This window comes from Pseudomonas sp. Tul2A7 (assembly GCF_054790505.1).
The window spans coordinates 583,702-595,454 of record NZ_CP186499.1; the positions used below are offsets into that span (position 1 = coordinate 583,702).

The following is an 11,753-nucleotide window of genomic DNA, read 5'->3' on the forward strand; positions in this document are numbered from 1 at the left end:
TTAAATCTGACACACCGCCATCGCGAGCAGGCTCACTCCTACAGGGATTGGGGTGTTCTTCAGTAATCGAAGAACACCGTCTCGGCATCAGTGCCCTGCAGAATCACATTCCACTGGTAAACACCCGATTCATCCTGCTTCGCCAGCAACGTACTGCGACGCTCAGCCGGCACGCACTCAAGCAACGGATCATCAACGTTCGCCGGCTCGCCTTCAAAGTAGATCCGCGTCAGCAAATGCTTCACCAAGCCACGGGCAAACACCAGCACCACCAGATGCGGCGCCTGGGTCGAACCTTTCAGGCCCTCAACCGTACCCGGTTTGATCGTGGTGAAACGGAAGCGCCCTTCCGCATCCACCGGCACTCGGCCAAAACCTTCAAAGTGCGGATCGAGCGGTTTGTCCTGCTCGTCTTCCGGATGGTCGTATTTGCCGGCAGCGTTGGCCTGCCAGACTTCAAGCATGGCGTCGTTGACGACATCGCCGTTGCCATCCAGCACCTGCCCGGTGATCGCCACGCGCTCGCCAAGGGTTTGCTCGACGGTGAGGTCTTCGCGGTTCAACCAGGTCAGGCCGATGTGGTAATACGGCCCGACGGTGTGGGACGTGGTCGCAGTCAGCGTCATCTTATTTCTCCATCGGCGTGGCTTCACGCCCGCGCAGCACGATGTCCCAGCGATAACCGAGGGCGTAGGACGGAATGGTTTTTTCCAGGTCGAAACTGGCGATCAGGCGTTCCTTGGCCGAGGTGTCCGGCACACAGTTGTAGATCGGGTCGTAGGCCAGCAGCGGATCGCCCGGGAAGTACATCTGCGTGACCAGCCGGGTGAGGATGCTCGGCCCGAACAGCGAAAAGTGGATGTGCGCCGGACGCCAGGCGTTGTGGTGGTTGCCCCACGGGTAGGCGCCGGGCTTGATGGTCTGGAACTGATACCAGCCGTCGGCGTCGGTGACGGTGCGGCCGGTGCCGGTGAAGTTCGGGTCCAGCGGCGCATCGTGCAAGTCGCGTTTGTGGTTGTAGCGGCCGGCGGCGTTGGCCTGCCAGATCTCCACCAGAATTCCCGGTACCGGCAGACCATTTTCGTCGAGCACGCGGCCGTGAATGATGATGCGTTCGCCCTGCGGCTCGCCTTCATGCTGGGCGGTCAGGTCGTTATCGGTGTCGCCCACACGCTCGGCGCCGATGGTCGGGCCGGTGATTTCCGACAGCGAGTGCGGCAGAAACACCAACGGCTTCGACGGCGAGCGCAGGTTGGTGGATTGATACGTCGGGTGCAGGTATTCAGGCTGCGTGCCTTCCTGCGGACGACGGTAACCAGGCTTGTCAGACATGTCGCTTTCCTCTGTTCTTTTTCGTCACGGCTTGCGTCAGACGCGTTCGATGGCCAGGGCCAGACCTTGGCCGACACCGACGCACATGGTCGCCAGACCTTTCTTGCCACCGGTCTTTTCCAACTGATGCAGCGCGGTCAATACCAGACGCGCACCGCTCATGCCCAACGGGTGACCGAGGGCAATCGCGCCACCGTTCGGGTTGACCTGCGCGGCGTCATCCGCCAGACCCAGTTCACGCAGCACCGCCAAGCCTTGGCTGGCAAACGCTTCGTTGAGTTCGATCACGTCGAAATCGCTGACCGCTACGCCGAGGCGTTCGATCAATTTGCGCACCGCCGGCACCGGGCCGATGCCCATCACCCGCGGCGCGACACCGGCGCTGGCCATGCCGAGCACTTTGGCGCGGGCGGTCAGGCCATGTTTTTTCACCGCTTCGGCGGAAGCCAGAATCAGCGCCGCAGCACCGTCGTTGACGCCGGAGGCATTGCCGGCGGTGACGGTTTTGTCCGGGCCGTTGACCGGTTTCAGTTTAGTCAGCGCTTCTATTGTCGTGTCAGCACGCGGATGTTCGTCCTGGCTGACCACGGTTTCACCCTTCTTGTGGGCAATCCGCACTTCGACGATTTCTTCAGCGAAGTAGCCGGCAGCCTGTGCAGCGGCGGTACGTTGCTGACTGCGCAGGGCGAAAGCGTCCTGATCGGCGCGCGAGACTTTATAGTCGTCGGCGACGTTGTCGGCAGTCTGCGGCATCGCATCGACGCCGTACTGCGCTTTCATCAGCGGGTTGATGAAACGCCAGCCGATGGTGGTGTCTTCCAGCTTCATGTTGCGCGAAAACGCTGCGTCAGCCTTGCCCATCACAAACGGTGCGCGGGACATCGACTCGACGCCACCGGCAATCGCCAGTTCCATCTCACCGCTGGCAATCGCTCGGAACGCCGTGCCGATCGCATCCATGCCCGAAGCGCAAAGACGATTGAGGGTCACGCCCGGCACGCTGTCCGGCAGGCCTGCCAACAGCAGCGCCATGCGCGCAACGTTGCGGTTGTCTTCGCCGGCCTGGTTGGCGCAGCCGAGGAATACTTCATCGATGGCGTTCCAGTCCACCGAGGGATTGCGTTCCATCAGGGCCTTGATCGGCACCGCGGCCAGGTCATCGGCGCGCACGGCGGACAAACCGCCGCCGAAACGGCCGATCGGGGTGCGAATCGCGTCGCAGATATAAACGTCACGCATCATGCTTCTCCCGGTGCCTGGCCGTGGGCGGCGGCGGTGCGCGCTTCGAGGTCGCGCAGCGCGGTCAGTTCGACTTCGGTCGGTTGCGCAGTGCTCTCGACGTTGTCAGCAAAACGAATCGCCCAACCTGTGGCCGCGACCACCTGCTCGCGGGTCACGCCCGGATGCAGTGCGGTGACCACGAATTCGTGGGTGCCCTCCTCCGGCTCCATGATGCACAGGTCGGTGATGATGCCGACCGGGCCAGCGCCCGGCAGGCCCAGACGTTTGCGCGAATCACCGCCCTCGCCGTGACCGACCGAGGTGATGAAATCGAGTTTGTCGACGAACGAACGCGCCGACTGTTTAAGGATGATCAACACGCTTTTCGCCGAACCGGCAATTTCCGGCGCGCCGCCGGCACCTGGCAGACGCACTTTCGGCGAGAAGTAATCGCCGACCACGGTGGTGTTGATGTTGCCGAAACGGTCGACCTGCGCGGCGCCGAGAAAACCGACGTCGATGCGCCCGCCCTGCAGCCAATAGCGAAAGATCTCACCGGTCGGTACAACGGTGTCAGCGGTTTCCGCCAGCTCGCCGTCACCGATCGACAGCGGCAGCACGCTTGGCTTGGCGCCAATCGGGCCCGACTCATAGATCAGCACCACGTCTGGCGAGGAGGTCAGGCGCGCAAGGTTGGCGGCTTTCGACGGCAGGCCGATCCCGACGAAGCACACCGAGCCGTTCTTCAGGCGACGGGCCGCCGCGACGGTCATCATTTCATTGGTGGTGTAAGTCATTACTTGGCCTCCGAAGCAGCGGCCAACTTGGCCTGGAACGCGCTGAAGTCAGCGCAGCCATGGATGTATTCGTTGATCCACGCGGTAAACGTCTCACGGTCGCGGGCGATCGGATCCCACGCCTGATAGAAACGATTGTCGCGCTCGGTGTAACCGTGGGCGTAGGACGGATGCGCACCGCCGGGCACGTGGCAGACCGCGCTCAAGGCCCAGGTTGGCAGGACGCAGGCGTTCATCGGCGCGTTGAGGTCATCGACGATTTCTTCAACAGTGACGATGCAGCGTTTGGCGGCCAAAGCAGCTTCTTTCTGCACACCGAGAATGCCCCACAGCAGCACGTTGCCTTGGCGGTCGGCTTTTTGTGCGTGGATCACGGTCACGTCCGGGCGCACCGACGGCACTGCCGCCAACACTTCACCGGTGAACGGGCAGGTCACGGTTTTGATCAGCGGATTGACCTTCGGCAGGTCGGAACCGGCGTAGGCACGCAGCACCGCGAACGGTAGGCCGGATGCGCCGGCGACGTAGGCGTTGGCCAGGTCGGCGTGGCTGTGCTCTTCGATTTCCAGCGCATGCGGCCATTGCTTCTCGACCGCGTCACGCAGGCGGTGCAGCGAACCCACACCCGGGTTGCCGCCCCAGGAGAAAATCAGTTTGCGTGCGCAACCGGCACCGATCAGTTGGTCGTAGATCAGGTCAGGCGTCATCCGCACCAGCGTCAGATCTTTCTTGCCCTGACGAATGATTTCATGACCCGCTGCTGTAGGGATCAGGTGAGTGAAGCCTTCGAGTGCGACGGTGTCACCGTCGTTGACGAATTGCTTCACCGCGTCGTGCAGCGAAAGGATCTCAGCCATGGAGCGGGCTCCTGTTTTTGTAATGAATCGCCAGTAATAAAAAGGCGCGAGGTTCAGCGCCGGAGTCACTGCAGATTAAGCCTGGGAAATTCGCCAAACAATCCGATAATCGACTGAGTGTTCGTTTATCGAACAGATTGTTGTCAGCCTATCGGTTCGTGTTTTGATCGTTCCCACGCTCCGCGTGGGAATGCAGCCCGGGACGCTCCGCGTCCCAAAGCAGACGCAAAGCGTCTATTGAGGCGTTCCCACGCAGAGCGTGGGAACGATCATGCGCTGATACTCAAGTCGCATCCGCATGACTGACCATGCCTTTGATCACCACCGCCGTGGTGGCCAACGCCGCCGGAATCACCAACGCCGTCAACACCTGCTCGAAATTCCAGCCCAGCCCCAGCAACGTAGCGCCCATCCACGCCCCGAGAATCGCGCCAAAGCGGCCAATTCCCAGCATCCACGACACGCCAGTCGCCCGCCCCTGCGTCGGATAAAACCGCGCCGCCAGCGACGGCATCGCCGATTGCGCACCGTTCACGCACATGCCGGCCACCAGTACCAAAGTCGCCAACAAGGTGATGTTGCCCAGGCTCTGCCCGACCGCGTAGGCAAACACCCCGGCCAACAGGTAGAAAATGCCGATGACCTTGTGCGGATTGAAGCGGTCCATCGCCCATCCCACAGCGACCGCGCTCAATACCCCGCCGAACTGGAACAGCGCACCGATAAACGCGGCTTGCTCCATGCTCGCGCCGCTGTCACGCATCAGCGTCGGCAGCCAACTGGTCAGCAGATAGACAATCACCAGGCCCATGAAATAGGTCAGCCACAGCAACAAGGTGCCCGTGCTGTAAGTACCGGAGAAAATCACCGCGAACACGTTGCGTGCCTTGACGGTTTTCTGTTCCGGCACGCTGAAACTGGAGGCTTGAGCGACGGTGACCGGATCGATCGGTGCCAGGGTCTTGCGCACTTTGTCAGTGCCACGATTGCGTACCACCAGATAACGCGCCGACTCAGGCAGCCAGAACAACAGCACCACGGCAAGGATCAACGGCAGAACCCCGCCAATCAGCAACAGACTGTGCCAGCCGAACGCCGGAATCAGCTTGGCGGAAATGAACCCGCCTCCAGCCATTCCGAGGTTGAAGCCGCAGAACATGCTGGTCACCAACAGCGACTTCTTGCGCTCCGGGGTGTATTCCGAGAGCAGTGTGGTGGCGTTGGGCATCCCGGCACCAAGACCCAGACCGGTCAGAAAGCGCAGCACCAGCAATTGTTCAACGTTGGTGCTGTACGCCGACGCCAAGCTGAAAGCACCGAACAGAACCACTGCGCCGACGAGTACGACTTTTCGCCCGAAGCGGTCAGCCAGAGGGCCGGAACCCAGTGCGCCAAAGACCATGCCGATCAACGCAGCACTCATCACCGGGCCGAGGCTGGCGCGGTCGATACCCCAGTCCTGCGACAACGCCGGGGCAATGAAGCCCATCGCCGCAGTGTCGAGGCCGTCGAGGAAGACAATCAGGAAACACAGAATCACCACCCGCCACTGGTAGCGCGAGATCGGTTGGGCATTGATGAAGGTCTGCACGTCGAGGCAGTTACCCACAGCGGACTGAGGCTGGTTCATTATTTTTATTCCACGCAGAAAACGCAGTCGAACGGCGGCCGGCCAAAACGCGGCACGGTCACAAGAATAGGAGGTCTGGATCAGGCGTTGCGGGAAACCCGGCAACAGCGGGTGGAGCGGAGACAGTCGGGGAGCGTGCGCATGGTGAGTTGCCTCTTGTCATTATTATGGGAGTCGACAGTCCGGCGGGCTCATTCACATCAGCGCCGGATGACGCTGCCGCGACATTAATGATCCGGGGGTTTTAGCGTCAATTCGATAAACGCAACACTGTGCGTTTATCGAACAGCTTCATCAGGCGAACAGCTGCGCACTGAGGTCGCGGCTGGCACTTAGCAGGCCCGGCAGAAAGCGCTGCTCCAGCTCGGTGCGACTGACGCGACCGGCGTGAGTGCTGACGTTGAGCGCCGCGACCACCTGACCCGAGGCGTCGTAGACCGGCACGGCAATCGAACGCAGACCTTGTTCCAGTTCCTGATCGACGATGCACCAGCCTTGCTGTCGCACTTCCTGCAGGCATTCGAGCAAAGCATCGGGCGTGTGAATCGTGCGGCTGGTCTTGGCGACCAGTTCGGCGTGATCGAGGTATTCACGCAGCGAGGTGTCATCAAGGGCTGCCAGCAGAATCCGGCCCATTGATGTGCAATACGCCGGCAGACGGCCGCCCACCGACAGGTCCACCGAAATCAGCCGCTGCGTGGTTGCCGAGCGGGCGATGTAGAGAATGTCGTCGCCTTCGAGCGTGGCCATGTTGCAGGCTTCGTGCAGTTGCTCGCTCATGCGGTCGAGGTACGGCTGGGCCGACACCGCCAACGGCGTCGACGACAGATAAGCGTGGCCGAGGGTCAGTACTTTGGGCAGCAATGAGTAGGTGCGACCGTCCGTGGTGGCGTAACCGAGTTTGATCAAGGTATGCAGGCAACGGCGCACGGCGGCGCGGGGAATTTCCGTGCGGTGACTGATTTGGGCGATGGTCAGATGGCGTTTGCGCTCCTGGAACGCCTGCACCACCGCCAGACCACGGGCCAGTGAGGTCATGAAGTCCGGATCACCGGTCAGCGCCTGGATGCGTTTGGCCGGTGAGGCGACGATCGGCGGCGCCACGGAGGTGAAAGAGTTGCGCATTTGATCGTTCATTTCTTGTCCTTCTATACGGCACGGATCAATGGGCTATACAAACGGCTTGCCGACCAATGCACAAGCGTCGGGCCTGCAAGATTGGGCGATTATCGAACCGTCGACCGATAATCGCAATCAGCTGTGCAGGTCGCCTCAAACCCTTTCCGGGGTTCGCGCAACTTCGGCCGTTATTTGAATCACCGCCTAAGTTGTTCGACTAAATGACGCCAAAAACTGATCGCGCGGCAAATAAGGGCCAGCGTGCACTGCAACTAGCGACAAAAGTTGCGAGTCACAAAACAATCACACATCCGGAACCGTTTTTAACTTGGCAAAGATAGTCATTCCCGAATCGACCGCTATAATGCACCTCAGTGGCACCTCGTTTTTTAATCGTCGAGGTTTTCACTCGCTGCGGCGATGTCCATCGCCAACAGCCCGGCCAGCGCCTGACGCGCATCACTCATGCAACGCCTGCGCTCGCTGAAACAGGAAACTGATGCTGCGTCAGTTTTTATCTGGTGCCGTAGCCGCCTGTAACACGGAAGTCTTGATCGCCCCACCGATTACACCAATGCCTGTCCGGGTGTTGGATGCTCGGTGGCTTCGTTCAATCGATTCGTTGCAGTGCGTTTCACCAGACACTTAACTCAACTCATACAGGTAGCACTGTGACGAAAGACGAACTGCGCGCGGAACTTGAGCGCCAGGAACAACGGTACAAGGAAGTTTACGGCGGGGAAGTCACCACCTACGCCGCTCAGCCCGAACCGGAACGCAAAGCGTGGCGTAAACGCCCGACCGTTCAGGATCAGGTCTTCAAGCAAGAAATCGAAAAGATCGAAAAGGAACTCAAAGCCGAAGAGCCTTGAGCTACGGTGTTCGTTTCTTTTGAAGGTTTGCGTCCATACCGGCTACGAGCGCGGTGGAAGGACGATGCCTTGCGCGCCCGCTACCCGCGGGCAGCGGCCATCAACCGGTCTGGCGGGTTGAGGACGGGCGTCCTACACGTTTCACAGATATTTCAGACAAGCGTTTGAGACCACCTTGCACGGGTGAAAGCACCCGAAAAATCAGGCTTTTTCCAATAAAATCAATAGATTGGAAAACCCTGCGCAACGCTTGGTTTTCATGCGCTGCAACAAATTAAATCGAAGAAGTGCGTAACCGATGAGCAGGTAGGGCATCGATTTCCAGTCTTTTCTGGCATAATCGCGCCCCCTTACGACCGGGTCAGAAAACCTTCATGATCGATTTATTCAGCGGACTGGATGCTTGGGTGCTTGTGAGCCTCTTGCTCGCCCTGACGTTTGTCCTCGCCTTCGAGTTCATCAATGGATTTCATGACACCGCTAACGCGGTAGCCACTGTTATCTACACCAAAGCCATGCCGCCTCATCTGGCAGTGTTCTTTTCCGGTGTGTTCAATTTCCTCGGCGTGCTGCTGGGTGGCGTTGGCGTGGCGTATGCCATTGTCCACTTGCTGCCGGTGGAACTGCTGATCAACGTGAACACCGGCCATGGCCTGGCGATGGTGTTCTCGTTGCTCGCCGCGGCAATCACCTGGAACCTCGGCACCTGGTACTTCGGTATCCCGGCGTCCAGCTCGCACACCCTGATCGGCTCGATCCTCGGTGTCGGCCTGGCCAATGCCCTGATCAACGATATCCCGTTGGCTGACGGCGTGAACTGGCAGAAAGCGATCGACATCGGCGCCTCGCTGGTGTTCTCGCCGATGGCCGGCTTCCTGATCGCCGCGCTGGTGTTGATCGGCCTGAAATGGTGGCGCCCGCTGTCGAAGATGCACAAGACGCCGGAACAGCGCCGCAAGATCGACGACAAGAAGCACCCACCGTTCTGGAACCGTCTGGTACTGGTGATCTCGGCCATGGCCGTGAGCTTCGTGCACGGCTCCAACGATGGCCAGAAAGGCATCGGCCTGATCATGCTGGTGTTGATTGGTATCGTCCCGGCGCAGTTCGTTCTCGATCTGAACAGCACCACCTACCAGATCGAACGCACTCGCGATGCGACCCTGCACCTGAGCCAGTTCTACCAACGCAATGCCGATTCGCTGGGTGAATTCCTGGCCCTGGGCAAGAGCGTTGAAGGCGACCTGCCGGAGAAATTCCGCTGCAACCCGCAGCAGACCGAACCGACCATCACTGCCCTGCTGCACACGCTTAAAGGCGTAGCGGACTACCACTCGCTGTCTTCGGAGAGCCGTGTGGAGGTTCGTCGCTACCTGCTGTGCCTGGACGACACTGCGAAAAAGGTTGGCAAGCTGCCTGGCCTGGAAGCCCGTGAAAAGGCTGACCTCGACAAGCTGCGCAAAGACCTGACCACCACCACTGAATACGCGCCGTTCTGGGTGATTCTGGCGGTCGCGCTGGCTCTGGGCCTGGGCACCATGGTTGGCTGGAAACGCGTGGTATTGACCATTGGCGAGAAGATCGGCAAGCAGGGCATGACCTATTCCCAGGGCATGTCGGCGCAGATCACCACGGCCAGTTTGATCGGTATGGCTAACATCTTCAGCCTGCCGGTGTCGACCACGCACGTTCTGTCCTCGGGCGTGGCGGGCACCATGGTTGCTAACAAGAGCGGCCTGCAGGGTGGCACGGTTCGCACCATTCTGTTGGCTTGGGTCTTGACCTTGCCGGCGACGGTTGCGCTGTCGGCCGGGTTGTTCTGGCTGGCGTCGAAGGCGCTGGGTAGCTGATAGATAGCGGGACATGAGAAAGGCGCGATTCGAGAGGATCGCGCCTTTTTTTGTGTTTGGGGGATTGGGGATTGGGATTGGATTGGGGGCATATCCGTTGCTGCGGGTGTTGCCGCTGGCGGTTTCGCTCTTACAGCGAGTCCCTTTTTCAAACGTCAAAAAGGAACCAAAAGGCTTTGCCCCTGGCGTACGGCACTTCGCTGAGGCTCAGTGTTCCCTCGCTACGGTGGGGCAAAAGATCAAAAGCCGAAGCAAGATCAAAAGCCAGATCAACAGCCCCTCACCCTAACCCTCTCCCAGAGGGAGAGGGGACTGACCGAGGTGTTTGGGGGAGGTACGCCGACGTGAAATACCGAGCCGAACTCAGATTGTGAAACAGATCAAAAGCCCCCTCACCCTAGCCCTCTCCCAGAGGGAGAGGGGACTGACCGTGGTGTTTAGGGAAGGTACGCCGACGTGCGATACCGCGTTGAACTCAGATCTTGAAAAGCCCACAAATCGGCTCCCTCTCCCTCCGGGAGAGGGCTGGGGTGAGGGGCAAATCCACCACAAAACCAAAGCCGAACACCCGCTCTTCACCACTCAATAGGCCGAGTGTCAGCTCGCCTGCTCTTGATCTTGATCTTGATCTGTAAGGCGACGTCGGAAGGCTGAGTGGAGGGATTGATCCGGGCGTGGGAGCGCAGCGACCGTTTGGCGCAGCCAAACACAGCGGGAGCAGGTGCAGCGAAGCAAACCGGAGACGCTGCGCCCGGATCGATCCCGGAGCGAAGGAACCCCGAGCCCCAGCGAGCGGGCCGCACGCAGGAGCAAGCCTTTTTGGTTACTTTTTCGGCGTCTGGAAAAAGTGACCCGCCGTAAGGGCGGAACCCTAAGCCGCCGTTACCGCAGCAACGGATATTCACAAAGCCCACCCACAACATGGTCGGCCCAAAGGCCGCCAAGACACAAAAAAAAAGGGGCAACCGAAGTCGCCCCAAAATGCCTTGCGTGCTCATCAATCCAGAAGAATCACTTCTTGCGCTTATTCGCATCCTTCCAGATAAAAAATCCAAACCCTGCAAAAAACAGAACCATCAGCCCTACAGTCAGGACCCCGGCAAACACCACGTTATCGAAAAACATGACTGGCCTCCTGGCCCCTGCTCTGCTGCGATGGAACTAAGTTACCAAACACACAGGCGCACAAATTGACCGGGATCAATACCAGCAACGAAGGAGAGTAAAGGAGGGAAAATAACTGACCTGCATCAACGGATGCAGGGGAAGATCAACGCTTTTTCGGCTTGTTTTTCGACTTTTTCCTGGCTTTTCCCAACGGCATCGCCTGCTCGAAAGCCTGGCGCACTTCGTTCAGGCGCTTCTCTTTAATATCGTGCACGCGCTTGGCGCGTTCAGTGCTGAGGTCGATCAGTTTGTCGTCTTGGCTCATGGCGTCAGCATCACTTGAAAGAATCACAACTGCCACATCACCGGCAGGACTGCGCCAATAATGCAGCCTCAGCCGCGCGCTGACCAGCCGGCGAGTCCCACGCGGTACAACGACTCAGATCTCGATATCGACCCACAAGCCCTGACGCGGCTGATCTTCCATCAGCGGAACCACCGGCACGGTGTTGTCGGCATTCAGTTCGGTGCCAGGCACGGCCAGATGCTCTTCGGGATCTTCATCGGCTTCGCGGCGACGGCGATCACGTTCTTGCTGACGGCGCTGTTCTTCGCGCGCCAGCAATCGATCCTCTTCCGGATCGCGCTTTTGCAGATCGATCGTGCTTTCGTTGGAGCTTTCCTGCACCGGCACCACCGGAGGAATGTCCGGCCGCTGGCGGATCGGATCCTGCTGGGAAGTGATCGGCACAGCGCTCAGGGGGAGCATCGGTGGCAACATATAAGGGGTCTCCTGTCAGCAGGCTATCGGCTGCGGCAAAGGCGCCTTGAGCCATCCGTCGTAAATCTGTGACGCACTTGGCACGTGTAGGAGCTGCCGCAGGCTGCGATCTTTATCAGACAGCTCAAACCTCAAGGGTTCTCAAAGATCAAAAGATCGCAGCCTTCGGCAGCTTCTACCCAGTAAT

Annotated in this window: 12 protein-coding genes; 2 read left to right on the forward strand and 10 right to left on the reverse strand. The window is 59.7% G+C overall.

Translation table 11 applies throughout. The features are described 5' to 3' along the window. Window positions 1–59: 59 nt before the first annotated feature. The 7 genes from pcaG to pcaR form a co-directional block, all read right to left on the reverse strand. On the reverse strand, window positions 60–626 hold the full coding sequence (pcaG, locus tag ACOYXJ_RS02750) for a protocatechuate 3,4-dioxygenase subunit alpha (protein ID WP_460367776.1): 567 nt from the start codon (window positions 624–626) through the stop codon (window positions 60–62). Window position 627: 1 nt separating this feature from the next. Further along, on the reverse strand, window positions 628–1,332 hold the full coding sequence (gene pcaH, locus ACOYXJ_RS02755; RefSeq protein WP_008080089.1) for a protocatechuate 3,4-dioxygenase subunit beta: 705 nt from the start codon (window positions 1,330–1,332) through the stop codon (window positions 628–630). Window positions 1,333–1,368: 36 nt separating this feature from the next. Beyond that, entirely contained in the window at window positions 1,369–2,574 is a 1,206-nt protein-coding gene (pcaF, locus tag ACOYXJ_RS02760; protein ID WP_174244436.1) for a 3-oxoadipyl-CoA thiolase, read from the reverse strand. Next, entirely contained in the window at window positions 2,571–3,350 is a 780-nt protein-coding gene (locus tag ACOYXJ_RS02765) for a CoA-transferase subunit beta (protein ID WP_095049151.1), read from the reverse strand. The genes pcaF and ACOYXJ_RS02765 overlap by 4 nt, the downstream gene beginning before the upstream one ends. After that, the gene (locus ACOYXJ_RS02770) at window positions 3,350–4,207 is read right to left on the reverse strand and encodes a CoA transferase subunit A (protein ID WP_099758203.1); all 858 of its coding nucleotides are present in this window, start codon (window positions 4,205–4,207) and stop codon (window positions 3,350–3,352) included. The genes ACOYXJ_RS02765 and ACOYXJ_RS02770 overlap by 1 nt, the downstream gene beginning before the upstream one ends. Window positions 4,208–4,490: 283 nt before the next feature. Next, a complete protein-coding gene (locus ACOYXJ_RS02775) occupies window positions 4,491–5,837 on the reverse strand; it encodes a 4-hydroxybenzoate transporter PcaK (protein WP_095119182.1) in 1,347 nt (448 codons plus the stop codon). Between the two features lie 294 nt (window positions 5,838–6,131). Then, the gene (gene pcaR / locus ACOYXJ_RS02780) at window positions 6,132–6,974 is read right to left on the reverse strand and encodes a pca regulon transcriptional regulator PcaR (protein WP_007917109.1); all 843 of its coding nucleotides are present in this window, start codon (window positions 6,972–6,974) and stop codon (window positions 6,132–6,134) included. Window positions 6,975–7,627: 653 nt separating this feature from the next. Between pcaR and ACOYXJ_RS02785 the strand changes: the two genes are divergently transcribed. After that, on the forward strand, window positions 7,628–7,828 hold the full coding sequence (locus ACOYXJ_RS02785) for a hypothetical protein (RefSeq protein ID WP_008080067.1): 201 nt from the start codon (window positions 7,628–7,630) through the stop codon (window positions 7,826–7,828). Window positions 7,829–8,202: 374 nt separating this feature from the next. Beyond that, complete coding sequence (locus tag ACOYXJ_RS02790; protein ID WP_016982821.1) at window positions 8,203–9,678, forward strand: inorganic phosphate transporter; 1,476 nt, start codon at window positions 8,203–8,205, stop codon at window positions 9,676–9,678. Between the two features lie 1,011 nt (window positions 9,679–10,689). Here the strand turns inward: ACOYXJ_RS02790 and ccoM are convergent. The 3 genes from ccoM to ACOYXJ_RS02805 all read right to left on the reverse strand — a co-directional run bounded on the left by ccoM (window position 10,690) and on the right by ACOYXJ_RS02805 (window position 11,566). Continuing rightward, entirely contained in the window at window positions 10,690–10,803 is a 114-nt protein-coding gene (gene ccoM / locus ACOYXJ_RS02795; RefSeq protein WP_003222396.1) for a cytochrome c oxidase subunit CcoM, read from the reverse strand. Between the two features lie 145 nt (window positions 10,804–10,948). Beyond that, a complete protein-coding gene (locus tag ACOYXJ_RS02800) occupies window positions 10,949–11,110 on the reverse strand; it encodes a hypothetical protein (RefSeq protein ID WP_095119184.1) in 162 nt (53 codons plus the stop codon). A gap of 114 nt (window positions 11,111–11,224) precedes the next feature. Continuing rightward, a complete protein-coding gene (locus tag ACOYXJ_RS02805) occupies window positions 11,225–11,566 on the reverse strand; it encodes a hypothetical protein (RefSeq protein ID WP_003222394.1) in 342 nt (113 codons plus the stop codon). Window positions 11,567–11,753 lie beyond the last annotated feature (187 nt).

Excerpts from the sequence above, each read along its gene's own strand:
- ACOYXJ_RS02770 (WP_099758203.1), bottom strand. The coding sequence starts at position 4,207 with ATGGCTGAGATCCTTTCGCTGCACGACGCGGTGAAGCAATTCGTCAAC.
- ACOYXJ_RS02800 (WP_095119184.1), bottom strand. The coding sequence starts at position 11,110 with ATGAGCCAAGACGACAAACTGATCGACCTCAGCACTGAACGCGCCAAG.
- ccoM (WP_003222396.1), bottom strand. The coding sequence starts at position 10,803 with ATGTTTTTCGATAACGTGGTGTTTGCCGGGGTCCTGACTGTAGGGCTG.
- pcaH (WP_008080089.1), bottom strand. The coding sequence starts at position 1,332 with ATGTCTGACAAGCCTGGTTACCGTCGTCCGCAGGAAGGCACGCAGCCT.
- ACOYXJ_RS02765 (WP_095049151.1), bottom strand. The coding sequence starts at position 3,350 with ATGACTTACACCACCAATGAAATGATGACCGTCGCGGCGGCCCGTCGC.
- pcaR (WP_007917109.1), bottom strand. The coding sequence starts at position 6,974 with ATGAACGATCAAATGCGCAACTCTTTCACCTCCGTGGCGCCGCCGATC.
- ACOYXJ_RS02790 (WP_016982821.1), top strand. The coding sequence starts at position 8,203 with ATGATCGATTTATTCAGCGGACTGGATGCTTGGGTGCTTGTGAGCCTC.
- ACOYXJ_RS02805 (WP_003222394.1), bottom strand. The coding sequence starts at position 11,566 with ATGTTGCCACCGATGCTCCCCCTGAGCGCTGTGCCGATCACTTCCCAG.
- ACOYXJ_RS02775 (WP_095119182.1), bottom strand. The coding sequence starts at position 5,837 with ATGAACCAGCCTCAGTCCGCTGTGGGTAACTGCCTCGACGTGCAGACC.
- pcaG (WP_460367776.1), bottom strand. The coding sequence starts at position 626 with ATGACGCTGACTGCGACCACGTCCCACACCGTCGGGCCGTATTACCAC.
- pcaF (WP_174244436.1), bottom strand. The coding sequence starts at position 2,574 with ATGATGCGTGACGTTTATATCTGCGACGCGATTCGCACCCCGATCGGC.